Source organism: Lichenicoccus roseus (assembly GCF_005844085.1).
Lineage (GTDB): Bacteria > Pseudomonadota > Alphaproteobacteria > Acetobacterales > Acetobacteraceae > Lichenicoccus > Lichenicoccus roseus.
This window is the reverse complement of the sequence record NZ_VCDI01000005.1, coordinates 255,043-276,448: the sequence shown is the minus strand read 5'-3', so window position 1 is coordinate 276,448 and position 21,406 is coordinate 255,043. Positions and strand designations below refer to the sequence as shown.

The window sequence follows — 21,406 nt, the reverse complement described above, 5'->3', positions numbered from 1 at the left end:
CCTGGAGCCTTGAGTGTGATGTTATGACGAAGAGTCCAGGGTGGCACGCCAGATCGAGAGCTTGGCTACCCCGTGCTGCCGCTCTGCCAGGAGCGTATTCGTCGGTACGGTATCGTGCCGTGCACACTCCGCGACGATGAGCGCATCCGATGCGGCCCAGCCGGTCCGGATCAGCGCCGGCAGGCTGCGCGTGATCAGGTCGCGGCCATAGGGCGGATCGAGCAGCACCAGCCTGCATTGCACGTGACCCGGCGGCGGCGGCGGCGGCGTGGTGGCGTCACGCGCGAGCACGCTGCTGCGCGCCGCCGCACCGAGGGTCGCGATGTTGGCGCGCAGGGCCGCAAGGGCGCCGCGATCGGTCTCGAAGAACGAGGCATGCGCGGCCCCGCGCGACAGCGCCTCCAGCCCGAGAGCGCCGCTGCCGGCGAACGCATCGAGCACATGGCAGCCATCGAGCGGTTCCGCCCACCGCGCATGGGCCAGCATGTCGAACAGCGCCTGCCGCACCCGGTCGGCGGTCGGCCGGGTGGCACTTCCGCGCGGCGCTTCCAGCATGCGCCCTCGCCAGGCGCCGGCGACGATACGCATCCGGAAGGCGTCTAGTGCCGGGGTGAAGGCGCCAGCCCGGGCACCTGCTCGCGCAGCACCTTGCCCTGAACCTCCTCCAGCTCGCGCCTGGCCAGCGTGCCGAGCTGGAACGGGCCGTAGGCGGTCCGGATCAGCCGCGAGACATGCAGGTTGAGGTTGAGCATGACCCGGCGGACCTCGCGGTTGCGGCCTTCGCGCAGGGCGACGGTGATCCAGGCATTGTCGCCCTTGCGGCTGTCCAGGCCGGCCTCGATCGGGCCGTAGCGCACGCCTTCGATCTCGCAGCCGTCGGCAAGATCGGCCAGTCGGCGCTCGTCGACCATGCCGAACACGCGGACCCGGTAGCGCCGGATCCAGCCGTTCGACGGCAGTTCGAGCCGGCGCGCCAGCGAGCCGTCGTTGGTCAGCAGCAGCAGGCCCTCGCTGCTGAGGTCGAGGCGCCCGACGCTGACCACGCGCGGCAGTCCGGGCGGCAGCGAGGCGAACACCGTCGGACGGCCTTCCGGATCGCGGTGCGTCGTCACCAGCCCGTCCGGCTTGTGGTAGCGCCACAGCCGCGCACGGTCGGGGGCGTCGATGACGCGGCCATCGACCTGCACGATGTCGCCCGGTTGCACGAAGCTCGCCGGGTGGCTGACCACCGCGTTGTTCATCTTCACCCGGCCGGCCGGCAGCAGTTTCTCCGCGTCGCGCCGGCTGGCGACACCGGCCCGCGCCAGCCACTTGGCGATGCGTTCGCCCCGCCCCGCCCCGCCTGCATCCTCGCCGCGTGCATCCTCGCCGCGTGCGTCCCCGATGTCATCGTCGTCCGGTTCGCTCATGCGCGTGCTGCCTCGACCAGCGCCGCCAGCACCAGCAGGTCGCCGGGATCGATCAGGAACTCCGGGTGCCACTGCACGCCGAGGCAGAATCGGTAAGAGGCGCTCTCGATCGCCTCGATGACGCCGTCCTCCGCCCGCGCGCTCACCTGCGCCGTTCCGGGATCGCGCACCGCCTGGTGATGCGCGGAGTTGATGCGCATCGTCCCGCTGCCGACGATCCGGTGCAGCAGCGTGTCCGGCGTGATGACGATGCCATGGCCGGCCTCGTGACGCGGGTTGGGCTGTTCGTGCCGCAGCCCGTCCGGCACCTCCTCCGGCAGGTGCTGGATCAGCGATCCACCGAGCGCCACCGCCAGCAGCTGCTGGCCGCCGCAGATGCCCAGCACCGGCATGTCGCGCGCCAGCGCCCCGCGCACCAGCGCCAGCTCGGCGGCGGTGCGGCCTGCCTTCAGCACCACCGTCTCGTGCAGCGCGCCGCCGCCATACAGCGCCGGATCGACGTCGAAGGCGCCGCCGGTGACCACCAGGGCGTCGATATGGTCGAGCATGGCATCGGCCAGCGCGGCGTCGTGCGGCAGCGCCATCGGCAGGCCACCGGCTTGCGCCAGACTGTCCATGTAGTTGGCGCGCAGGGCATACCAGGGATAGCGGGAATAGCCCGCGGAACCGTCGGCCGCCGGCTGCTCGCTGTCGAGGGTGACGCCGATGACCGGTCGCATGGTGTGGCCGCCTTGCTTCATGGCGTCTTGCTAGAGGAAGTCGTGTGGCAAAGGAACCGGCAGCAGCGGAACCCGGCATGTCCGATCCCTCCCCGATGGAGATCGCTCTTTCGGAGGCGCGCGAAGCGGCGTCGCGCGGCGAGGTGCCGGTGGGCGCGCTGGTGCTGGCGCCGGACGGCAGCGAGCTCGCTCGCGCCGGCAATGCGGTGGAGGCGGCGCACGACGCCTCCGGCCATGCCGAGCTGATCGCCATGCGGGCGGCAGCAGCGCGACTCGGCAGTTCCCGGTTGACCGGCTGCACCCTGGTGGCGACGCTGGAGCCATGCGCGATGTGCGCCGGCGCCTGCTCGCATTTCCGCATCGCCCGCCTGATCTTCGGCGCCTACGACCCGAAGGGCGGCGCGGTTCAGCATGGGGCCGCCCTGTTCCGCCAGCCCGGCTGCCTGCACCGCCCGATGGTCATCGGCGGCGTGCGAGAACAGGAGAGCGCCGCCTTGCTGCGGGACTTCTTCGCAGTCCGCCGGGGCTCTCCGGCCGCTCCCGGCTAACCAAGCTTTCATTGCTGCGTAGTGGTGGGGAGTGTTGCGGAGTCCCATGTTCGGACCGCAGTCAATCCCCGGCACAGGGTCCGCGCGACCCTAAACATCAGGACGCCCATGTCATCCTCATCGCCCCGCCTTCCGACTTCTGAGCGCGGCTCCCCGAACAGGCGCTTCGCACGGCCCGCGCTTGCCGTCCTGCTGGCCGGCACCATGCTCACCGGGGTGGCCGCCGGTCGCTTCGAGACCGGCACGGCGCATGCCCAGGGAGCGTCCGCGCTGGCGGCCCATCCCGGTGCGATCCAGCCGCAGGGTCCGTCGCAGCGGCTGCCGGACTTCTCCGGACTGGTGAAGCAGGTCAAGCCGGCGGTGGTCTCGATCACCTCGCAGCTCAAGGCCGATGCGGTCGATGACGAAGGCGATGGCGGTGGCGGTGGCGGCCAGGGTGGTGGTGGCCAGCAGATGCCGTTCCCGTTCCCGTTCCCGTTCCAGATGCCGCACGGCAACCCGCATCGCACCGTCGAGGCACGCGGATCGGGCTTCATCATCTCGCCGGACGGCTACGTGGTGACCAACAACCACGTGGTGAAGGGCGCCACTTCGGTCAGCGTGACGCTGGATGACGGCACCGTGCTGCCCGCCAAGATCGTCGGCCGCGACCCCCGCACCGACCTCGCCTTGTTGCGGGTCAAGCCGACCGGCAAGCTGCCCTTCATCCAGCTCGGGGATTCCGACGATGTCGAGCCCGGCCAGTGGGTGATCGCGGTCGGCAACCCGTACGGCCTGGGCGGCTCGGTCACCGCCGGCATCGTATCGGCGCGCGGCCGCGACATCGGCGACGGGCCGTATGACTCGTTCCTGCAGATCGACGCACCGATCAACCGCGGCAACTCCGGCGGCCCGCTGTTCACCCAGGACGGCAAGGTGGTCGGGGTGAACACCGCGATCCTGTCGCCGTCCGGCGGCTCGATCGGCATCGGCTTCGCGATCCCGTCCGACGTGGTGCGCAGCGTGATCGCCCAGCTGCAGAAGACCGGCCATGTCACCCGCGGGTATCTCGGGGTGCAGGCTCAGGCGGTGACGCCGCAGATCGCCAAGGGGCTCAACCTGCCGGCGTCGCTGGGAACGCCGCCGAGCGGCGCCCTGGTCGCCAACGTCACCAGTGCCTCGCCGGCCGAGAAAGCCGGCATCAAGCCGGGTGACGTGATCACCAGCATCAACGGCGAGAAGATCGCAACGCCGCGCGACCTCGCCATCAAGGTTGCCGACGTCTCGCCGGACAGCGACGCCAAGCTGACCTACCTGCGCGACGGCAACAGCCAGACGGTGGACGTGCATGTCGGCAATCTGGGCAAGGATGGCAGCAGTCCGGCCGGCAACGATAACGGGCAGCCCGGCAACCAGGGCTCGATCGGCGTGGCGCTCGCGGCCCTCACCCCGGAGCTGCGGCAGCAGCTCGGCGTCGATGACAGCGTGCATGGCGCCGTGGTGCATGGCGTGCAGCCGAACTCCCCCGCCGACCAGGCCGGCATCCGGCCCGGCGATATCATCACCGGCGTCGGCAGCCACCTGGTGAGCAATCCGTCGGACGCGGTGAAGGCGGTGCGCGGCGCCCTCAAGCAGGACCAGACGGTTGCGCTGCGCATCCTGCGCGACGGGCAGGATGCGTTCGTCGCGATCTCGCCGGGTACCGGTGGTGGATCGCAGGCGCCCGGCGATGATGATGGCGATGGCGACAGCAGCCAGGGCAACAGCCAGTCCGGCTGAGTCCCGCCGCCTCTAGGCCAGTTCGGGAACGCCGGGTGTCCTTAGGGTATCCGGCTTTCCGCTCGGCCAGCGATCCCGCTTCCGGCCCGCCGCACGGGATTGCTCCCCGACCCCATCGCGGACAGAGTACGCAGACCTTTTGCGGGCAGGGGCGGAATGATCATCCGGAGCGACGAGACCGCGGACATCGCCACCGCATCCGGTCCGATGCGGTTGCACCTGTTCCGCCCGGCAATCCCCGGCCGCTTTCCCGGACTGCTGCTGTTCTCCGAGATCTACCAGGTCACCGCGCCGATCAGGCGTCTTGCCGCCTATGTCGCCGGGCACGGGTATGTCGTTGCGGTCCCCGAGGTGTATCACGAGTACGAGCCCGCCGGGACCGTCCTGCAGTACGACCAGGCCGGCACCGATCGCGGCAACAGTCTCAAGTTCGCAAAGCCGGTGGCGGCCTATGACGCCGACGCCAAGGCCGGTTTCGATTTCCTGGCGGCGCATCCTGACGTGAGCGGCCAGCTTGGCAGCGTCGGCGTCTGCCTCGGCGGACACCTCGCCTACCGCGCGGCGCTCGATCCCCGCGTCGCCGCCGCCGCCTGCTTCTACGCCACCGACATCCATTCCGCCTCCCTTGGCGAGGGGCGCTCCGACGACAGCCTGTCGCGCATGGATGAGTTGCGTGCCGAGACGCTGTTCGTCTGGGGCCGGCAGGACCCGCATGTGCCATTCGCCGGGCGCGAGCGCATCCGGGCGCGCCTGGAGGAGGCCGGCGCGACCTACGAGTGGCACGAGGTCAACGCCGCGCATGCGTTCCTGCGCGACGAAGGACCCCGCTACGATCCGGCGCTGTTCGGCGAGGCCATGGGTTGGATGCTGGCGTTGTTCCGCCGCCGGCTCGGCGCCGCATGAAACTGGAGCAGGATTTGGTGAAAGCGCCTGCCTGAACTGGTAACCTGCGCGGTGGCCGGCACGAAATGTCGGCAGTGGCAGCACGCATCCAGGCCGCAAGCATCCGGGTGCCGGCGGCGGACGTAGTTCAGTAGGCCCTTCGGAAGATGATCATGACAACACGCAGAACCCTGCTGGCTGGCGGCATCGGCCTCGGCGCAGTGTACGCAGCCGGCTCCTTCGGCTTCTCCTGGCCGGCAACCGCGGCGTCGTTGCCGGGTGCCGGCACGGTGTCGCACACCGACGGCGAGTGGCGCGCCATGCTGTCCCCGCAGCAGTACGAGGTGCTGCGCCGCGCCGACACCGAGATGCCGTTCAGCAGCCCGCTCGATCACCTGTTCGCGGCCGGCCGCTACGACTGCGCTGCCTGCGACAACCAACTGTTCGCCGCCAGCACCAAGTTCGACAGCGGCACCGGCTGGCCGTCGTTCTTCGAACCGCTGCCGCATGGCGTGGCGCAGGTCAGCGACGGCAGCCTCGGCATGCAACGTACCGAAATCCGCTGCGCCCGATGCGACAGCCATCTCGGCCACGTCTTCGATGATGGCCCGCGCCCGACCGGCCTTCGATACTGCATGAACGGCGTCGCGCTGCGGTTCATCCCGGCGGGCTCGACGCCGCAAGCCAAGGGAACGGAGAAGCAGACATGAAGCTTTCTTTTCGCACCGCTCTTCTGGCGGCCCTGCTGCCGGTCGGCCTGATCCTCGCGGCTCCCCGCCTGCATGCCGACGAGACGCCGCACCTGGTGCCGGCGCCGGCAATCGACCAGCCGGCCGCAACGGCGCCCAGGCTGGAAAGCATAGTGCTGTCCGGCGGCTGCTTCTGGGGTGTCCAGGGCGTGTTCGAGCACGTCAAGGGCGTGACCCAGGCACTGTCCGGCTACACCGGCGGCGCCCCGGACACCGCGCAGTACGAGACCGTCAGCACCGGCAGCACCGGGCATGCGGAATCCGTTAAGGTGACGTACGACCCGGCCCAGGTCTCGCTGGGCCAACTGCTGCGCATCTTCTTTTCCGTGACGCTCGACCCGACGCGCAAGGACGGCCAGGGTCCGGACGAGGGCACCCAGTATCGTTCCGAGATCTGGGTCTCTTCCCCGGAGCAGGCGCACGTCGCCAAGGCCTACATCGCCCAGCTCGATCAGGCACACGCCTTCCAGGCGCCGATCGCCACCCGCGTCGATGCGCTGCACGGCTTCTTCCCGGCCGAGGCGTATCACCAGGACTATCTCGTGCTGAACCCGGACGCCGGCTACATCGAGGCGAACGACATGCCGAAGGTGCAGGCGCTGCAGCAGCTGTTCCCGGCGCAGTGGAGCGCGCAGCCGAAGACCGTCTCTGCGCTTCCGGCGACCAGCCGGGGCTAGGCCGGGCGCCAAAGGATACCGTCGGAGTGCAGGAAGCCCTTCAATTCGCCATGATCCTTGGCCATGATCCACGTCATGAAGCCGTTGATCGGGATTACCACCTGCCGCAAGACTTTCGGGCCGTTCGATATCGGCAACCATGCCGCGTCGGACACCTACGTGACGGTGACCGATCGCGTCGTGCTGGGCGTGCCGGTGCTCATCCCGGCCAACGGTGAGGCGGTCGACGTCGAGACACTGGTCAGCCGCCTGGACGGGCTGATCCTGACCGGTAGCCAGTCCAACGTGTCGCCGTGCCGCTACGGCGGCGATCCGCACCTGGCGGGCACTCCCGAGGACCAGATGCGCGATGCCGTCACGCTGCCGCTGGCACGTGCCGCGATCGCTGCCGGCCTGCCGGTGGTGGCGATCTGCCGCGGCTTCCAGGAGCTGAACGTGGCGCTCGGCGGCTCGCTGCATCAGCGCCTGCAGGATCTCCCCGGGCGGCTGCATCACTCCAACCAGGACCATCCGGACGTCGCGATCCGCCAGGGCAAGGCCCACGATGTCGACCTGACGGAAGGCGGCCTGCTGCACCGGCTCTCCGGCGGTGGCCGGCGGGCCAGGGTGAATTCTCTGCACAACCAGGGCATCGACCGACTGGCTGCCTCGCTCGATATCGAGGCGTTGGCCCCGGACGGTGTGGTGGAGGCGGTGCGGGTCATGGCGACACCGGGGCTGGCGATCGGCGTGCAGTGGCACCCGGAATACGATTTCGAGACGGATCCACTGTCGCGGGCGATCTTCGTGGCGTTCGGGCGCGCGGTGCGTTCGCGCATGCGCGGCGACATGCTCCCGGATGACCTTCGCGTCCGGTCGGTGCGGGCCTCCGCCGCGGAGTGACAGGTGCAACCTTGCCGGGCAAGCCACGTTGTTTTCCGGTCTAACCATCCGAGGAAAAGAACCATGGACAAGGATCGCACCACGGGCGTCGGCCACCAGGTCAAGGGCGCCATCAAGGAAGGCGTCGGCAAGATCACCGGCAACGACCAGCTGGAGACCGAAGGCAAGGCCGAGCGCGTTGGCGGCAAGGTCCAGGAAGGCGTCGGCAAGGGCAAGGATACCCTCCGTGACGCCGCCGACAGCCTGAAGAAGTAGTCGAAGAAACAACGCCTGCGATAGGGCGGCGGCCGTTGGTCGCCGCCCTATTTGTTTGTGCGGCTCAACTCGAGCGCGCGGGCATAGACAACGCGTTTCGGAAGATTGGTGGCGCCGGCGACAAGGGCGGCCGCGTCCTTCACGGAGTGCTCCCGCAGCGCCTGCAGCAGATCCTCGTCGAGCCGGTCGGCCCCCGTCGTTCCGCCATGCGGTGGCCCGACCAATACCGTGATCTCGCCGCGTGCCGGTTCGCCTGCATAGAAGGCCGCAAGCTCGGCCACTTGGCCACGCCTGACTTCCTCGAACCGCTTGGTCAGCTCCCGCGCCACCACGGCTTCACGATCCGCCCCGAAGACATGAGCGAGATCGTGCAGCATGTCCGCGAGGCGATGCGGGGCCTCGTGCCAGATCAGCGTGGCGGACAACCCTGCCTGCTCGGCTGCCCGCAGCGTCGAGAAGCTGTCCCGGCGGGCGGCCTCGCGTGGCGGCGGAAACCCCACGAACAGGAACGGATGCGGCGGCAGCCCGGACAGCGTCAGCGCCATCAGGGCGGCATTCGGACCGGGCGCGGCGCTTACGGGGAGATGCTCGGCGATCGCAGCGCGAGCCAGCCGATAGCCTGGGTCCGACAGCAGCGGGGTGCCGGCATCCGAGACCAGCGCCAGCCGCCGGCCCTGCCGCAGCAGGTCGATGAGATGTGGCACCCGCTGGCGTTCATTGTGTTCGTGCAGCGCTTCCAGCCGGGTCTGGATACCGTGTGCCGCGAACAGCCTGCTGGTCACGCGGGTATCCTCGCACAGCACCAGGTCGGCCTGCCGCAGGATGGCGAGGGCACGGAAACTCAGGTCAGCGAGGTTGCCGATCGGTGTCGATACGAGCACAAGACCGTCTGGCAAGGGTCCTGACGGGTGCTGATCGAGGACCACCGGCTCGGCCTCGTCGGGCGTGGATGATGGGAGAGTCGCGGATGGTTCGTCGGACATGGCTGTTCCTCGCGCGTAGGGGGATGCCCCGTCCAGTCCCGCCCGCCGTCCGCATGCTGGCGCTGGCCTCCGCCACCGGTCTTGCCGCCTGCACCACCGGGCCGATGGCGATCTTCACCGGCGAGGGATCGGTCATGCCGCCGGCGCAGCAGGGTGGACTGGCACCCGACCAGAATGCCGCCCCGCGCAGCAACCGGGTCGGGCTGCTGCTACCGCTGACCGGCGTGAATGCGCCGCTCGGCCAGGCCATGCTGAAATCCGCCCAGCTTGCCCTCGACGCCCCGGGCGCGCCGGGGCTCGATGCGCAGGACACCGGCGATGCTCCCGGTGGCGGCGTCCGTGCGGCGCAGGCGGCCATCACCGCGGGCGATGGCATCCTGATCGGGCCGCTGACGTCGACCGAGACGGCGCAGGCGGCTCCGGTGGCGCTGGCCGCCAGCGTGCCGATGCTGTCCTTCACCAGCGACGTGGCGCAGGCGCAGCCGGGTGTCTGGGTGATGGGCGTCACGCCGGAGCAGCAGGTACGGCGGCTGGTGGCGGCGGCCAGGGCGGACAATCGCAGCCGTATCGCCGCCCTGCTGCCAGACAACGCGCTGGGCCGGGCGATGGCGGACGGGTTGCGCCGTGCCTGCCAGGATGCCGGCCTGCCGGCTCCGGTGATCTCGATGCATGGCGAGAGCATGGAGAGCGTGAACACGGCGATGCGCTCGCTGTCGGATTTTGCCGACCGGCGAGGCGCCATCGAGGAGAAGGTCAAGGACGCCAAGGCCAGCCAGGACCCGGCGGTGCGCGACACCGCGCAGGGCCTGAGCCAGGCCCCGATTCCGCCGCCGCCGTTCGATGCCCTGCTGCTCGGGGACACCGGCGTCGGCCTGCAGGAGGTGATCTCGACGCTGGCCTACTATGACGTATCGCCGTCGCAGGTCCGCATCATGGGCCCGCTGCTCTGGGAGGCGTTCGCCAGCAAGCTGCACGCCCTCGAAGGCGCCTGGTTCGCCGGCCCCGACCCAGGCAGCCGAAGAGGCTTCGTCGCCCTCTACCAGAACAAGTTCGGCCAGCCGCCCCGCCCGCTCGCAGACATCCCCTACGACGCGGCGGCTCTGGCCCGCAACCTGTCGCAGCGCGGCGGTTACGGCGTCGACATGCTGACCCGTCCGGACGGTTTTGCGGGTGTGGACGGCCTGTTCGCCCTGCAGCCTGACGGCCACGTCCAGCGCGGCCTCGCGATCTTCCAGATCCAGCCCGGCGGCGGCGCCAGCATCATCCAGCCCGCCCCGGGCTCGCTGGGCAACACGACGAGCTAGATTATGCGGTGAAGGTTGGAAGGCCTGATGCTGGACGAGGGCGGCCCGTTCGGACCTCGAATGGCGGTTCGGACCGCCAGCAGCAGGTGTTCCGGGTATCAGGCGGCGGCGATGGCTCCGCAGGACAGGACCGGCCGGATGCAGTAGAGGGCGGCCTCGAAGCTCGAGAAGCTGCCGAGCTTGTGGTTGCGGACGTGGTCGATCACCAGCCAGCGCATGCCTTCCGGACGGATCATGTACGCCGGGTCGGCGTTCTCGCGCACCCAGACCAGCACATGCTCGAGGACGACCGGATCCTGCGTAGAGGTGGCCCGCGGCGAGACATCGACGTCGCATAGCCCGTAGGAGGCTCCGGCCTGCAGCCAGCGCAGCAGATACTCCCGGTGACGCGGCAGGAAGGACAGCCGCAGGGACACGACGTTGGAGTTTGCGGGCAGTTCGAGCTGTGCTGCAGGTCTGGTCATTTTGTCCCTCGCAACTTTGTGAGGGCAAGGTAATTGGTCCGTAACGCCGCTGCCAAAGGGATTCTGCGGCGCGCCGAAACTGCTGCCGCAGACCCGCCAGGCCTGTGACATTTTGGCCAGGGTCTGTTACGAAATCGCCTCGTTCTTGCGATTCGCTTCAATCATCGTGACTCTGGCTTGGGTTTTGCGCTGTGGCAGCGTGTTCGATCTGTGTCTTAACAGTTCGGTTGTTGTCAGCCGGTGGCATCAGGCTGGTGGCTTGAGCGTCTTCGGCCAGCGCCGGTGCAGCCACAGCCAGCTCTCCGGCCGCTCCCTGATCCACCGCTCCAGCATGTCGTTCATCGCCTGTGTGAGGGTCGCCTGGTCACGATGCCGGTCGCCGGTGTCGGGGAGCGTCAGCGGCGGCTCGCAGACCAGCCGGAACCGTGCCGGGCCGATGCGCTCGACGTGTCCGGGGATCACCGGCGCCCGGTAGCGCAGCGCGATCGCGGCCAGCGCCGGTGCGGTCATCGCCGGCAGCCCGAAGAAACGTGCCTCGATGCCGTCGTTCATCTTCTGGTCCACCAGCAGCCCGAGATAGCCGCCGCGTGCAACATGAGCGAGCGCCGAGCGGGCCCCGCGCGCACCCTTGGCGAACAATGGGATGTCGGTGCCCATCGCCTGGTCGCGCAGGTCGCGCACCATCGCATCCACCAGGGGATTGGCGGCGGCTCGATACATCGAGGAGAACCGGATGCCGAAATGCGCGACCGCCGGTGGCAGCACCTCCCAGTTGCCGATGTGGCCGGAGGCGAAGATGGCCGGGCCGCCGCGCGCCGCCTGGGCCAGCAGGATGTCCTCGCCGACGATCTCCCAGCCCGGTCCGGACGGGGTGTCCTTGCGGAGCCCGGCGATGTGCGGGAACTCGCCGATGGTGCGGCCGAGGTTTTCCCACACCCCGCGCACGATGCGGCGTCTTGCGACGCGATCCAGCTCCGGCATCGCGAGGCGCAGGTTGGCATCGGCTACCCGCGACACCGGCAGCATCGGGCCGAAGGCCCGGCAGAGCGCGCCACCCAGGTTGGACGCCCGCACCGGTCCGAGGCGCCGCAGCACGGCCAGCGCCGCACGCGCGGCGCCAGCCTCCAGCCGCATGATCCGGGTCGGCCCGATGCTGTCGCTCATCGCCTCGGCTTCCCGGTCCTCGGCACCGTTCCGGTCGCTTCCAGCACTTCGTCCAGCAGGGTCTCGACGACGGCGGGGTCCGCCCATAGCAGGCCGACGCCGAGCGCCGTGACGTCCCGGCGGAAAGCGGCAGGCAGGCGCACGGCGTCCTTCGGCGTGGTCACCAGTCGCGCGCCGAGGGCATGCGCCTGGTTGCGAAGCCGGGCCAGCTCGGCCGGGCGATAAGGATGGTGGTTGGGAAATCCATGCGCTGCGACCAGTTCGAGATCGAGTGCGCGCAGGGCGTCGAAGAACTTGCCCGGTCGGCCGATGCCGGCGAAGGCCAGCAGCCTGGTCCCGCGTAGCGCCGCAGCCTCGGGCGCCATCGCAAGCCCGGCGCGCAGCACCGGCAGGCCGGGCGGCAGCCCGGTGGCGGCGCCGCGCCGGTCCGGCCCGATCAGCACGGCAGCCCGCGCCCGCGCCGTCCCGGCCTCCACCGGCTCGCGCAGCGGACCGGCCGGCAGCACGCGGCCGTTGCCGAAGCCGGTGGCGCCGTCGATGACCACGAGGGTGCAATCCTGCACCAGCGTCGGGTTCTGCATGCCGTCATCCATCAGCAGGCAGCCTGCACCGGCCGCGATGGCGGCGCGGGCGGAAGCGGCGCGGTCGGCCCCGACCCAGGTGGGCGCCACCGCCGCCAGCAGCAGCGGCTCGTCGCCGACCAGGGTGGCGTCGTGCCGCTCCGGATCGACGCGCAGCACGCCCGAGGCGGTACCGCGATAGCCGCGTGTGAGGGCATGCACCGCGACGCCACGCGCCTTCAGCCGGGCCAGCAGGTCGAGCGCCAGCGTGGTCTTGCCGGTCCCGCCGGCGCTCAGGTTGCCGCAGCAGATGACCGGCACCGGGGCACGCCAGCCGGGCCGCGCGATCCGGCGTCGGGTGATCGCCGCCGTCACCCGAGCCGCCGGCCAGAGCAGGCACGCGGCCAGTCCGGGCTGCCCGGCGAACCAGAAGGCCGGCGGCCGCAAATCGAACCGGCTCATCAGCCGCGGTCATCCATCAGGGCGAGCAGCCGCCCGGCCAGCTGGTCCGGCAGGCCGGAAGCCTGCGTGGCGATCGACCGGGCCGCCTCGGCCCGCTGCGTCCGCAGCAGCGGATCGCGCAGCATGGCATCCGCCCAATCGGCGATCGCGTCGGCGCCGGCCGTCACGGTGACCGCCTCCACGCCATCCAGCGCCTGGAACGCCGCATTGAAGTTGGAGGTGAGCGGCCCGGTGGCGACCAGGCAGCCGAGCCGCGCCGGCTCGAATGGATTATGGCCGCCGCCACCGCCATGCGCCCGGGCCTGCGGCAGGCTGTTGCCGAGGAAGGCAATGCCGCACAGGCGATACAGCAGGCCAAGCTCGCCGAGCGTGTCGCAGATCCAGAACTCGTGCGCCGGTGCCGGCAGCTGTTCCAGGGCCCGTCGCGGCGCGCCGCCCAGCGCGGCGGCGATCCCGGCGCCACGCTCGGGATGCCGCGGCGCGACGATGGTAAGCAGGCCGGGGTGGCGGCTGCGCAGCCGGGCGTGCGCCTGGGCCACGACGGCCTCCTCGCCCTCGTGCGTGCAGGCGGCCAGCAGCACCGGCCGCCCGGCGACGGCGTAACGGACGCGCTCGAGCTCGGCTTCGTCCACCGGCAAGACCGGCGCCGCGTGCTTGAGGTCGCCCGGCGTGTCCACCTCCGGCGCCCCGAGGGCACGCAGCCGGGACGCGTCCTCCTCGCTGCGCGCGGTGATCCAGGTGAAGCGTCGCAGCAGGGCGCCGGACAGCGAAGGCAGCCGCCGCCAGGCGCGGTCGCTGCGCTCGGACATGCGCGCGTTGATCAGCACCAGCGGCACCTCGCGCTTTCGCACCGCGAGGATGAGGTTGGGCCAGAGCTCGCTCTCGACCAGCGCCACCGCCTGCGGCTGCCAGTGGCGCAGGAACCGGTGCAGCCAGCGCGGCACGTCGAGCGGCACGAACTGGTGCAGCACGCGCCCGCCAAGGCCCTGGTCACCGAGGCCGGGCAGGCGTTGCGCCAGCAGGCGCTGCGAGGTCAGCGAACCGGTCGTCATCAGCACATGCAGCGCCGGATCGACCCGGCACAGCGCTTCCAGCAGCGGCAGTACCGAGACCGTCTCGCCGACGCTGGCGGCATGCAGCCAGAGCAGGCGACCCGGCGGCCGTGCCAGTGTCGCACGCCCGCGACGTTCGCCGAGGCGGTCCGGATGCTCCTTGCCGCGGGCCAGCCGCCGACGCAGCAGCAGCCGCAGCGGCGGTTCCGCGAGGGTGCCGGCGAGCCACCACACCCAGGCCGCCATCGGTCGAGGCGGCACGTGGTCGCCTGTCATCTGGCGGGGCCCGGATCGTCGCGGTCGAGCGCGTCGAGGGCAGGACCGATCAGCGCGGAGGCCGCCTCCCAGCCCTGCCGTGGCACCGCGATCGGCCTGCCGCAGCGTATGCTGCCTCGCCCGAATGGCAGCGGCAGCATCATCCGGTCCCACGAATCAAGGCGGCGGCTCGGGCGGCAGGAGACCGCGATCGGCACCACCGGGACGCCGGCCAGGGCCGCCAGCCTGGCGCTGCCGGGTTGCACCACCCGGCGCGGCCCGCGCGGCCCGTCCGGCGTGATCGTCACGATGGCGCCGCTGCGCAACAGCCCCAGCAGGTTGCGCAGTGCCGCCGCCCCGCCCTTGTCCGATTTGCCCGCCCGGGCGGAAGAGCCGGTGACGGTGGCAATGCCCCAGCGCCGGATCACGTCGGCGATCAGCCTGCCGTCGCGATGCCGGCTGATCATCACATGCAGCGCCAGGCGCGGGTTCTCCCGTCGCGCCCGCAGCCAGAGCGCCGTCACCATCGGCAGGTATTCGTGCCAGAACACCACCACCGCGGTGCGGCCGTCGCGTCCGGTCAGCACCGCCCAGGTCTCGTCGTCGACCTGGAGCCGCCAGCGCGTGGTGCGCAGCGCAAGGTCGAGGTAGAGCCCGATCACCCAGGCCGAGGCGGCCTGCACGAGCCGGTTTCGCAGGAGGCGCTTCAGCAACTCGGCATCCGGATCAGCTGTCCGCGTGCGCCGGATACTGCGCCGGATCCCGCGGTGGACCCTGGGCCGGCTCTTGCGCCGGGTTCTGGGCCCGGTGCCGCAGCAGGTGGTCGGCCAGCACGCAGGCCAGCATGGCCTCGCCGACCGGCACCGCGCGTATGCCGACGCAGGGATCGTGCCGGCCCTGGGTGGCGACATCGACCTCGTGGCCGGAGCGCGTCACCGACTGCACCGGGGTCAGGATCGAGCTGGTCGGCTTGACCGCGAAGCGCGCGACGATCGGCTGGCCGGTGGAGATGCCGCCGAGGATGCCGCCGGCGTTGTTGGAGCCGAACACCAGCCTGCCGTCCTGCAGCCGCATCGGATCGGCATTCTGCTCGCCGCTGAACTCGGCAGCCGAGAAGCCGGCGCCGATCTCGACCGCCTTCACTGCATTGATGCTCATCAGGGCGGCTGCCAGCTCCGCATCCAGCTTGGCGTAGATTGGCGCGCCCAGCCCCGCCGGCACGCCCTCGGCCTGCAGCTCGACGATCGCGCCCACCGAGGAGCCGCGCTTGCGCACCGCGCCGAGATACTCCTCCCAGACCGGAACGCTGCCGGGGTCGGGGCAGAAGAACGGGTTGCGGGCGACCTCCTGCCAGTCCCAGCGCGTCCGGTCGACGGCGTGCGGGCCGATCTGCACCAACGCGCCGCGTATGCTGACCGAAGCGCCGAGCACCAGCCGCGCCACTGCGCCCGCCGCCACCCGCATGGCGGTCTCGCGCGCCGAGGAGCGCCCGCCGCCGCGCGGGTCGCGTATGCCGTATTTCAGGTCGTAGGTGAGGTCGGCATGGCCGGGCCGGTAGCGGTCGGCCACCGCGGCGTAGTCGCGCGAGCGCTGGTCGACGTTATCGATCATCAGCGAGATCGGGGTACCGGTGGTGTGGCCCTCGAACATCCCGGACAGGATGCGCACGGTGTCCGGCTCCTGCCGCTGGGTGGTGAATTTGGACTGGCCGGGCCGGCGGCGGTCGAGCCAGGGCTGGATGTCGGCTTCCGTCAGCGCGATGCGCGGCGGGCAGCCATCCACCACGCAGCCGATCGCCGGCCCGTGGCTCTCGCCCCAGGTGGTGACCCTGAACAGGTGGCCGAAGCTGTTGTGCGACACGCCCGCCCGCTCCTAGTCGGTTGAGGCCGCATACTACTCGGAAACGGCAGCGATATCAGGCGCCTTGGGGTTCTTCATCCCGACGGTGTGATAGCCGGAATCGACGTGATGCACCTCGCCGGTGACGCCGCTCGACAGGTCCGACAGCAGATACAGGCCAGCGCCGCCGACCTCCTCGATCGAGACGTTGCGCTCGAGCGGGGCGTTGAGCTGGTTCCATTTCAGGATGTAGCGGAAGTCGCCGATGCCGCTCGCCGCCAGCGTCTTGATCGGCCCGGCGCTGATTGCATTCACGCGGATGCCCCTGGTGCCGAAATCGGCGGCGAGATAGCGCACCGAGGCTTCCAGCGCCGCCTTGGCGACACCCATGACGTTGTAGTGCGGCATCACCCGCTCGGCGCCGAGATAGGTCAGGGTCAGCAGCGAGCCGCCGCGGTCCATCAGCGCCGCCGCCCGCCGGCTCACCGCCGTGAAGGAGTAGCACGAGATGTCGAGCGCCTGCAGGAAGGCCTCGCGCGGGGTGTCGGCATAGCGGCCACGCAGGTAGGTCTTGTCGGCCCAGCCGATGGCATGGACGAGGAAGTCGATGCGGCCCCATTCGCGCTCGATGATGGCGAAGGTCTCGTCCATCGCAGCATCGTCCGACACGTCGCAGGGCAGCACCAGCGTGGCGCCGACGCCCTCCGCCAGCGGCCGCACGCGCTTCTCCAGCGCCTCGCCCTGGAAGGTGAAGGCGAGTTCCGCGCCCTGCGCGGCACAGGCGGCGGCGATGCCCCAGGCGATCGAGCGGTCGTTGGCAACGCCCATGATGAGGCCGCGCTTGCCCTGCATGAGGGTGCCGCGTACGGGGGTATTTGGGGCGCCGTCGGGCATGCAGCCTTGTCCTGATGAGCGTGTGGGCCAGGTTCGAGCGTATGGTCGCTCGCGTGTCGTCCTGACACACACGCTTGCCATGGACAAGTATTGGGCCATCAAGCAGGCGGCATGCACGCAGCGTCCGGGAGGGGATGACCATGGCTGACGATACACTGCAGCGCGAAACCGACCCGATCGGGCTGTTCCAGCGCTGGCTTGCCGAGGCGGAGGCGTCCGAGCCGAACGATCCCAACGCGATGGCGCTGGCGACCGCAACCCGGCAGGGGCTGCCGTCGGTGCGCATGGTGCTACTCAAGGGCCTCGATACGCGCGGTTTCGTGTTCTACACCAACAAGCAGAGCCGCAAGGGCGAGGAGCTGTCGGCCAACCGCCATGCCAGCCTGCTGTTCCACTGGAAGAGCCTGCGCCGCCAGGTCCGCGTCGAGGGACCGATCGAGGATGTCACCGAGGCGGAGGCGGACGCCTACTTCGCCAGCCGGTCGCGCGGGTCCCGCCTCGGCGCGATCGCATCCGAACAGTCCCGGCCGCTTGCCGATCGCGCCGAGCTGCAGGCACGGCTCGCCGAGGTGCAGGAGCGCTATCTCGACGGGGAGGTGCCGCGGCCGTCGCACTGGTCCGGCTACCGGGTGCTGCCGGACCTGATCGAGTTCTGGCAGGACATGCCGCATCGCCTGCACGACCGCATGACCTACCGCCGCGAGAGCGAGACCAGCTGGCAGACCACCCGGCTCTATCCGTGATTTCCAGCTGCATTCAGGTGGGCTAGAACCGGCTGGGATGAGACGGGGAAATCGCCGGTGAGCGACCTGCTGCGCAAGATCTTGCTGCCCCTGAACGGGACGCCGAACGGGGAGGCGGCGCTGGCGACCGCGCTGATCCTGGCGAAGCGCTCCGGTGCCCACGTGGCGGCGCTGCATGTGCGCAGCGACAGCCGCGAGGTCGCTCCGCTGGCCGGCGAGGGCCTGTCCGGCGCGATGGTCGAGGAGATGATGACCGCGGCCGAGAGAGAGTCGGCGCGGCGATCGCTGGTGGTGCGCGAGGTGTTCGACCGGCTGGTCGGCGCCGCCGGAATCGAGGTGCGCGGCGGTCCGCCGGAGCCCGACCCGCTGACCCACCTGATGTCCGGCCCGAGCGCCAGCTTTCGTTCGGTCACCGGCCGCGAGCACGAGGTGGTGGCCTACGCGGCGAGGCTGTCCGACCTGACGGTGGTGCCGCATGCGGATTCCGGCGAGGAGGTATCCTCCTCCGAGGCGCTGCATGCGGTGCTGTTCGACAGCGGCCGTCCGGTGGTGATAGCGCCCAAGCTCACGCCGAAGCAGGTCGGGCGCCGGCTCTGCATCGCCTGGAACGGCACCGGCGAGAGCGCCTCCGCGATAATGTCGATCCTGCCGTGGGCGAAGCAGGCCGACGAGGTGCAGGTGCTTCATTCCGAGGACTACCAGCGACGCGGTCCGGATGCCGCGGCGTTGCTGGGCTATCTCTCCCTGCACGGCATCCGGGCGACGCTGCAATCCTTCCGTGCCATCGACAAGGATGTCGGCGCCGGGCTGCTTGCCGCCGCCACGAAGTTCGGTGCCGACATGCTGAGCATGGGCGCCTATTCGCACTCCCGGCTGCGCCAGCTGATCCTCGGCGGCGTGACCCGCCATGTGCTGGAAAACGCCCAGGTGACCGTGCTGATGGCGCGGTAGGTGAACCCGGGTGCAGCGGTGGTCGTTTTGAAGGCGACCCCGTAGCCGGACAGTCCCGATCCGCCCGGTTCCTGAATCGCTCCGTCGATGTCAGACCCCCGGCATCTCGTTGACCGCGACCACCCGCCACGAGGCCGGATGGCGCTCGATGATCGTCACCGACAGGTTCTGCACCGACAGGCGCAGCGCGGTCTCCGCCTCGACACCGAGTGCATGAGCGACCGCGGCCCGGATCGCGCCGCCATGGCTGACCACCACGATGTCCTGCCCGTCATGCGCGTCGGCGATGCGCTCCAACGCCTCGCCGACCCGGGCGCAGACCTGCACCATGCTCTCGCCGCCGGGCGGCACCTCGTCGGCGGCCAGCGGCCAGAACACGTGGGCGGGCGATTGCAGCCGCTCCGGCAGTTCGGCATGTGGCAGCCCCTGCCACTCGCCGAGGTCCTGCTCCAGCAACCCTGGCTCGATCGCAAGGTCGGTCACCGGGTAGCCGGCCTGCTGGATCGCCTGGGCGGTCCGCTGGGTGCGGCTGAGCGGCGTCACGTACCAGGCCGTGGTCCGCGGCAGCCGGGCGGCAAGGCCCTGGTACATGCTTGTCTGGGCGGCGAGGCTGTCCGGGCAGAGCGCCACATCCATCGTGCCATACAGCATCAGCCGGGCGTTCTGCTCCACCAGCGCATGGCGGATCAGCCAGATCCGGGTCACGCCGGGTTCGAGTTGCGGGGTGTCCAGGAAGGTCGAGCGTTCGGTCATGGATCGTCCGTATTGCAGGCAGCCCGCCTTAAAGCACGCTTCGGGCGCCCGGTTCGGCCGCTGCGTCCGGATCCGCCTGGAGCCAGCGTCGCAGCAGGTCGTGCCGATCACCGGCCAGGTCGAAGCTGATCGGCCGGCGCGTCACGAGGTGAGCGCCCAGCGCCTCCGCCCGGTGTCGGACCGCCTCGAACTGCGGGCAGGCGGGCGACAGCACCAGATGACGCAGGCCGACCCGCAGGGCCTCCATGCAACGCCCGGCCGAGCTGCCGCAATCCAGCAGGTCGGTCGCTGCGGCATCGAGCATCTCGCGCTGCAGGCTGTCCATCAGCGCCGCCCACCAGAGCGGTCCAAGGAAACAGGCTGCGTTTTCCGCCGACAGCAGCACGAGGCGAGCCGGCAGGAGGCGGGCCGCTTCGAGCGCCGCCAGCGCCTGGTCGCGGCCATGGATCACGACCGCGCGCCCGGGTGTCCCGGTCGGGATGCGTGGCTGGTTCATGCTCGCCCTCTTGCTCGTTGACGCCAGCGTTGCTTCTTGACGCCCGCCTTGCTTCTTGACGAAGGAATTCGTGCGCGCGATCTGTGCAACGATATCGGCGCTTCGAAGGATGGTCGTATTGTCGCAGTACCAGGACGGCCGGGGCGTGGAATCGGAGCAGGATCCGGCGGAGCGGCTGGCCTCTGCCCTGAGCCGGATCGCGGTTGCGGTGGAGCGTCGCGAGGCGCTGGCCGCCGAGGCGCTGGCCAGCGGCGAGCGGGCGTTGCGCGATGTCGAGGCCCATGCCGCGCAGTCCAGGCAGGAGGCCGAACGTGCCGGCGCCGCCCTGCAGGAAGCGGTCGCGACGTCCGCGGTCGACGTTCCCGTATTGGCCGCCAACCTGGACGCGCTGATCCTGCGGCTGCGCGACGTCCTGGGCGAATCCGCCACCGGGGAGCATCCTGCCGGCGAACCGCAGCAGCAAGGGTCGGCCCATCCGGGCTGGGCGACCTGAGGCGCGGCGGGAGCAGGGCTGGAGGCGGCGATGGCGCAGGTCACGATCAGGATCAATGGCTACGCCTATGTCGTGGGCTGCGAGGACGGCCAGGAGCAGCATCTGCAGCAGATGGCGGCGCAGGTCGACCGGCGTGTCGAGCGCATCAAGTCGCTCGGCGGCCAGAGCGGAGAGGCGCGGCTGCTCGCGCTGGTGGCATTGCTGATGGCCGACGAGCTGCACGACATGGCCGCCGACCGCATGCCGCCGGGCACTGCGGCGATGATCGAGGAAGCCGAGGCGGTGCGCGCGCAGGCGGAATGGCGCGAACGTCAGCTCGCCAGCCTGGCGGAGCGTGCGGAAGCCATTGCAGCTTCGCTTGAGCATGACTAGCTTGAGGATGCGGGGCTGCCTGGTGCGTCAGGCAATTCAACCCCCGGGCCGATAAGCACTTCCTCGGGAGCTGGCTCTGTCATGGCTCTTGGCCATGTTACCCGGCGCCCACCTGCACATGCGGGTTCTGGGAGGCTGACAGTCCAACGGCCGAGGCGGCTCCGCACCTGCCTGTCTCCATGACGCTTGAGATCCGAAAGCGGGAGTTGCGGCTTCGTGTGCTCGCGAGTCGGGTGTCTTTCCCGCTCGCCGACGCGGCACTGATCCAGGCGTTGCGCGACCACGTCGACCCGGCGCCCGCCACGCGCATCGGCGGGGTGTGGCCGTTGCCGGGTGAGCCGGACCTCCGTCCCCTCTGGCACGAGCTGCACGAGCAGGGACACGTGATCCTGCTACCCGAGACCATGAAGCGGGGCGAGCCGTTGCGCTTCCGTCCCTGGTCGCCGGGCTGTGCCATGCAATCCGGCCGGCATCGCACCGAGCATCCGGCCGCTCCGCCGTCCGATCCCCCCGATCTCGTGTTCGTGCCGATGCTCGCCTTCGATCGCCAGGGCTGGCGGCTCGGCTATGGCGGCGGCTACTACGACCGCACCCTGGCCGCACTGCCGGGGGCCCGTGCGGTCGGCTACGCCCTGTCCAGCCAGCAGGTCGAGGCAGTCCCGCATGGGCCGTATGACATCAGGCTGCCGATGATCGTGACCGAGCAGGGTCCGGTGCGGCTGCAACCGGAGGGGTGAGGCGC

26 protein-coding genes and 1 other RNA gene are annotated in these 21,406 nt (G+C 70.3%); 14 read left to right on the top strand and 13 right to left on the bottom strand.

The annotated features are described in order from the left end of the window. Positions 1 to 21: 21 nt before the first annotated feature. Genes rsmD through FE263_RS15370 form a run of 3 tightly spaced genes read right to left on the bottom strand, consistent with a single transcriptional unit; the run spans position 22 to position 2,149 of the window. Positions 22 to 588, bottom strand: a complete 567-nt coding sequence (gene rsmD / locus FE263_RS15380; protein WP_138326907.1) for a 16S rRNA (guanine(966)-N(2))-methyltransferase RsmD — start codon at positions 586 to 588, stop codon at positions 22 to 24. Positions 589 to 599: 11 nt separating this feature from the next. Then, on the bottom strand, positions 600 to 1,409 hold the full coding sequence (locus tag FE263_RS15375; protein ID WP_138326906.1) for a pseudouridine synthase: 810 nt from the start codon (positions 1,407 to 1,409) through the stop codon (positions 600 to 602). Further along, on the bottom strand, positions 1,406 to 2,149 hold the full coding sequence (locus FE263_RS15370; protein WP_240759704.1) for a gamma-glutamyl-gamma-aminobutyrate hydrolase family protein: 744 nt from the start codon (positions 2,147 to 2,149) through the stop codon (positions 1,406 to 1,408). Before FE263_RS15370 ends, FE263_RS15375 begins: the two co-directional genes overlap by 4 nt. A gap of 56 nt (positions 2,150 to 2,205) precedes the next feature. On the opposite strand from FE263_RS15370, the gene FE263_RS15365 reads away from it, so the two are divergent. The 7 genes from FE263_RS15365 (at position 2,206) to FE263_RS15335 (ending at position 7,879) form a co-directional block, all read left to right on the top strand. Beyond that, positions 2,206 to 2,676 carry a nucleoside deaminase gene (locus FE263_RS15365; RefSeq protein WP_138326905.1) on the top strand — a complete coding sequence of 157 codons (471 nt, stop codon included), beginning with the start codon at positions 2,206 to 2,208 and terminating at the stop codon, positions 2,674 to 2,676. A gap of 108 nt (positions 2,677 to 2,784) precedes the next feature. Then, the gene (locus FE263_RS15360) at positions 2,785 to 4,434 is read left to right on the top strand and encodes a Do family serine endopeptidase (protein WP_138326904.1); all 1,650 of its coding nucleotides are present in this window, start codon (positions 2,785 to 2,787) and stop codon (positions 4,432 to 4,434) included. A gap of 156 nt (positions 4,435 to 4,590) precedes the next feature. Continuing rightward, complete coding sequence (locus FE263_RS15355; protein ID WP_138326903.1) at positions 4,591 to 5,337, top strand: dienelactone hydrolase family protein; 747 nt, start codon at positions 4,591 to 4,593, stop codon at positions 5,335 to 5,337. A gap of 152 nt (positions 5,338 to 5,489) precedes the next feature. Then, positions 5,490 to 6,026 carry a peptide-methionine (R)-S-oxide reductase MsrB gene (gene msrB / locus FE263_RS15350; protein ID WP_171034128.1) on the top strand — a complete coding sequence of 179 codons (537 nt, stop codon included), beginning with the start codon at positions 5,490 to 5,492 and terminating at the stop codon, positions 6,024 to 6,026. Next, a complete protein-coding gene (gene msrA, locus FE263_RS15345; RefSeq protein ID WP_138326902.1) occupies positions 6,023 to 6,742 on the top strand; it encodes a peptide-methionine (S)-S-oxide reductase MsrA in 720 nt (239 codons plus the stop codon). Before msrB ends, msrA begins: the two co-directional genes overlap by 4 nt. Before the next feature lie 75 nt (positions 6,743 to 6,817). Continuing rightward, the gene (locus FE263_RS15340) at positions 6,818 to 7,624 is read left to right on the top strand and encodes a gamma-glutamyl-gamma-aminobutyrate hydrolase family protein (protein WP_138326901.1); all 807 of its coding nucleotides are present in this window, start codon (positions 6,818 to 6,820) and stop codon (positions 7,622 to 7,624) included. 63 nt (positions 7,625 to 7,687) lie between these two features. Next, positions 7,688 to 7,879, top strand: a complete 192-nt coding sequence (locus FE263_RS15335) for a CsbD family protein (protein ID WP_138326900.1) — start codon at positions 7,688 to 7,690, stop codon at positions 7,877 to 7,879. A 47-nt stretch (positions 7,880 to 7,926) separates the two neighbouring features. On the opposite strand, the gene rsmI is transcribed toward FE263_RS15335, so the two are convergent. Further along, entirely contained in the window at positions 7,927 to 8,862 is a 936-nt protein-coding gene (gene rsmI / locus FE263_RS15330; RefSeq protein ID WP_138326899.1) for a 16S rRNA (cytidine(1402)-2'-O)-methyltransferase, read from the bottom strand. A 23-nt stretch (positions 8,863 to 8,885) separates the two neighbouring features. Between rsmI and FE263_RS15325 the strand changes: the two genes are divergently transcribed. Next, positions 8,886 to 10,166, top strand: coding sequence for a penicillin-binding protein activator (locus FE263_RS15325; protein WP_240759702.1), 1,281 nt, complete (start codon positions 8,886 to 8,888; stop codon positions 10,164 to 10,166). 98 nt (positions 10,167 to 10,264) lie between these two features. Here the strand turns inward: FE263_RS15325 and FE263_RS15320 are convergent, their stop codons facing one another. From FE263_RS15320 to fabI, 7 genes are all read right to left on the bottom strand, one after another. Next, entirely contained in the window at positions 10,265 to 10,630 is a 366-nt protein-coding gene (locus tag FE263_RS15320) for a hypothetical protein (protein ID WP_138326898.1), read from the bottom strand. 246 nt (positions 10,631 to 10,876) lie between these two features. After that, positions 10,877 to 11,794, bottom strand: coding sequence for a lysophospholipid acyltransferase family protein (locus tag FE263_RS15315; RefSeq protein WP_138326897.1), 918 nt, complete (start codon positions 11,792 to 11,794; stop codon positions 10,877 to 10,879). After that, positions 11,791 to 12,801, bottom strand: a complete 1,011-nt coding sequence (lpxK, locus tag FE263_RS15310; protein WP_408886202.1) for a tetraacyldisaccharide 4'-kinase — start codon at positions 12,799 to 12,801, stop codon at positions 11,791 to 11,793. The genes FE263_RS15315 and lpxK overlap by 4 nt, the downstream gene beginning before the upstream one ends. A gap of 14 nt (positions 12,802 to 12,815) precedes the next feature. Then, on the bottom strand, positions 12,816 to 14,144 hold the full coding sequence (locus FE263_RS15305) for a 3-deoxy-D-manno-octulosonic acid transferase (protein WP_240759700.1): 1,329 nt from the start codon (positions 14,142 to 14,144) through the stop codon (positions 12,816 to 12,818). Continuing rightward, on the bottom strand, positions 14,141 to 14,836 hold the full coding sequence (locus FE263_RS15300; RefSeq protein ID WP_138326895.1) for a lysophospholipid acyltransferase family protein: 696 nt from the start codon (positions 14,834 to 14,836) through the stop codon (positions 14,141 to 14,143). Before FE263_RS15300 ends, FE263_RS15305 begins: the two co-directional genes overlap by 4 nt. A gap of 13 nt (positions 14,837 to 14,849) precedes the next feature. After that, positions 14,850 to 15,983, bottom strand: coding sequence for a chorismate synthase (gene aroC, locus FE263_RS15295; RefSeq protein ID WP_138326894.1), 1,134 nt, complete (start codon positions 15,981 to 15,983; stop codon positions 14,850 to 14,852). A gap of 33 nt (positions 15,984 to 16,016) precedes the next feature. Beyond that, on the bottom strand, positions 16,017 to 16,856 hold the full coding sequence (gene fabI, locus FE263_RS15290) for an enoyl-ACP reductase FabI (RefSeq protein ID WP_138326893.1): 840 nt from the start codon (positions 16,854 to 16,856) through the stop codon (positions 16,017 to 16,019). 140 nt (positions 16,857 to 16,996) lie between these two features. Here fabI and pdxH point away from each other — a divergent pair, with 140 nt between their 5' ends. Together pdxH and FE263_RS15280 are read left to right on the top strand one after the other, a co-directional pair. Beyond that, positions 16,997 to 17,599, top strand: a complete 603-nt coding sequence (pdxH, locus tag FE263_RS15285; protein ID WP_138326892.1) for a pyridoxamine 5'-phosphate oxidase — start codon at positions 16,997 to 16,999, stop codon at positions 17,597 to 17,599. Positions 17,600 to 17,656: 57 nt separating this feature from the next. Beyond that, on the top strand, positions 17,657 to 18,550 hold the full coding sequence (locus tag FE263_RS15280) for a universal stress protein (RefSeq protein ID WP_138326891.1): 894 nt from the start codon (positions 17,657 to 17,659) through the stop codon (positions 18,548 to 18,550). 90 nt (positions 18,551 to 18,640) lie between these two features. On the opposite strand, the gene FE263_RS15275 is transcribed toward FE263_RS15280, so the two are convergent. After that, a complete protein-coding gene (locus FE263_RS15275) occupies positions 18,641 to 19,303 on the bottom strand; it encodes a histidine phosphatase family protein (protein WP_138326890.1) in 663 nt (220 codons plus the stop codon). 28 nt (positions 19,304 to 19,331) lie between these two features. Continuing rightward, a complete protein-coding gene (locus FE263_RS15270; RefSeq protein ID WP_138326889.1) occupies positions 19,332 to 19,799 on the bottom strand; it encodes a hypothetical protein in 468 nt (155 codons plus the stop codon). Between the two features lie 145 nt (positions 19,800 to 19,944). Between FE263_RS15270 and FE263_RS15265 the strand changes: the two genes are divergently transcribed. The 4 genes from FE263_RS15265 (at position 19,945) to FE263_RS15250 (ending at position 21,401) form a co-directional block, all read left to right on the top strand. After that, the gene (locus FE263_RS15265; protein WP_138326888.1) at positions 19,945 to 20,292 is read left to right on the top strand and encodes a hypothetical protein; all 348 of its coding nucleotides are present in this window, start codon (positions 19,945 to 19,947) and stop codon (positions 20,290 to 20,292) included. A 30-nt stretch (positions 20,293 to 20,322) separates the two neighbouring features. Further along, positions 20,323 to 20,664, top strand: a complete 342-nt coding sequence (locus FE263_RS15260; protein WP_138326887.1) for a cell division protein ZapA — start codon at positions 20,323 to 20,325, stop codon at positions 20,662 to 20,664. Between the two features lie 9 nt (positions 20,665 to 20,673). Beyond that, positions 20,674 to 20,830: non-coding RNA, 6S RNA (gene ssrS / locus FE263_RS15255), on the top strand. Between the two features lie 13 nt (positions 20,831 to 20,843). Beyond that, entirely contained in the window at positions 20,844 to 21,401 is a 558-nt protein-coding gene (locus FE263_RS15250; RefSeq protein ID WP_138326886.1) for a 5-formyltetrahydrofolate cyclo-ligase, read from the top strand. Positions 21,402 to 21,406 lie beyond the last annotated feature (5 nt).

Coding starts and splice junctions, on each gene's coding strand:
- FE263_RS15320 (WP_138326898.1), bottom strand. CDS start 10,630: ATGACCAGACCTGCAGCACAGCTCGAACTGCCCGCAAACTCCAACGTC.
- fabI (WP_138326893.1), bottom strand. CDS start 16,856: ATGCCCGACGGCGCCCCAAATACCCCCGTACGCGGCACCCTCATGCAG.
- rsmD (WP_138326907.1), bottom strand. CDS start 588: ATGCGTATCGTCGCCGGCGCCTGGCGAGGGCGCATGCTGGAAGCGCCG.
- pdxH (WP_138326892.1), top strand. CDS start 16,997: ATGGCTGACGATACACTGCAGCGCGAAACCGACCCGATCGGGCTGTTC.
- FE263_RS15340 (WP_138326901.1), top strand. CDS start 6,818: ATGAAGCCGTTGATCGGGATTACCACCTGCCGCAAGACTTTCGGGCCG.
- rsmI (WP_138326899.1), bottom strand. CDS start 8,862: ATGTCCGACGAACCATCCGCGACTCTCCCATCATCCACGCCCGACGAG.
- FE263_RS15270 (WP_138326889.1), bottom strand. CDS start 19,799: ATGAACCAGCCACGCATCCCGACCGGGACACCCGGGCGCGCGGTCGTG.
- FE263_RS15315 (WP_138326897.1), bottom strand. CDS start 11,794: ATGAGCGACAGCATCGGGCCGACCCGGATCATGCGGCTGGAGGCTGGC.
- FE263_RS15370 (WP_240759704.1), bottom strand. CDS start 2,149: ATGAAGCAAGGCGGCCACACCATGCGACCGGTCATCGGCGTCACCCTC.
- FE263_RS15360 (WP_138326904.1), top strand. CDS start 2,785: ATGTCATCCTCATCGCCCCGCCTTCCGACTTCTGAGCGCGGCTCCCCG.
- FE263_RS15365 (WP_138326905.1), top strand. CDS start 2,206: ATGTCCGATCCCTCCCCGATGGAGATCGCTCTTTCGGAGGCGCGCGAA.
- FE263_RS15355 (WP_138326903.1), top strand. CDS start 4,591: ATGATCATCCGGAGCGACGAGACCGCGGACATCGCCACCGCATCCGGT.
- FE263_RS15275 (WP_138326890.1), bottom strand. CDS start 19,303: ATGACCGAACGCTCGACCTTCCTGGACACCCCGCAACTCGAACCCGGC.
- FE263_RS15375 (WP_138326906.1), bottom strand. CDS start 1,409: ATGAGCGAACCGGACGACGATGACATCGGGGACGCACGCGGCGAGGAT.
- FE263_RS15325 (WP_240759702.1), top strand. CDS start 8,886: ATGCCCCGTCCAGTCCCGCCCGCCGTCCGCATGCTGGCGCTGGCCTCC.
- FE263_RS15250 (WP_138326886.1), top strand. CDS start 20,844: ATGACGCTTGAGATCCGAAAGCGGGAGTTGCGGCTTCGTGTGCTCGCG.
- FE263_RS15335 (WP_138326900.1), top strand. CDS start 7,688: ATGGACAAGGATCGCACCACGGGCGTCGGCCACCAGGTCAAGGGCGCC.
- FE263_RS15305 (WP_240759700.1), bottom strand. CDS start 14,144: ATGACAGGCGACCACGTGCCGCCTCGACCGATGGCGGCCTGGGTGTGG.
- FE263_RS15260 (WP_138326887.1), top strand. CDS start 20,323: ATGGCGCAGGTCACGATCAGGATCAATGGCTACGCCTATGTCGTGGGC.
- msrB (WP_171034128.1), top strand. CDS start 5,490: ATGACAACACGCAGAACCCTGCTGGCTGGCGGCATCGGCCTCGGCGCA.
- msrA (WP_138326902.1), top strand. CDS start 6,023: ATGAAGCTTTCTTTTCGCACCGCTCTTCTGGCGGCCCTGCTGCCGGTC.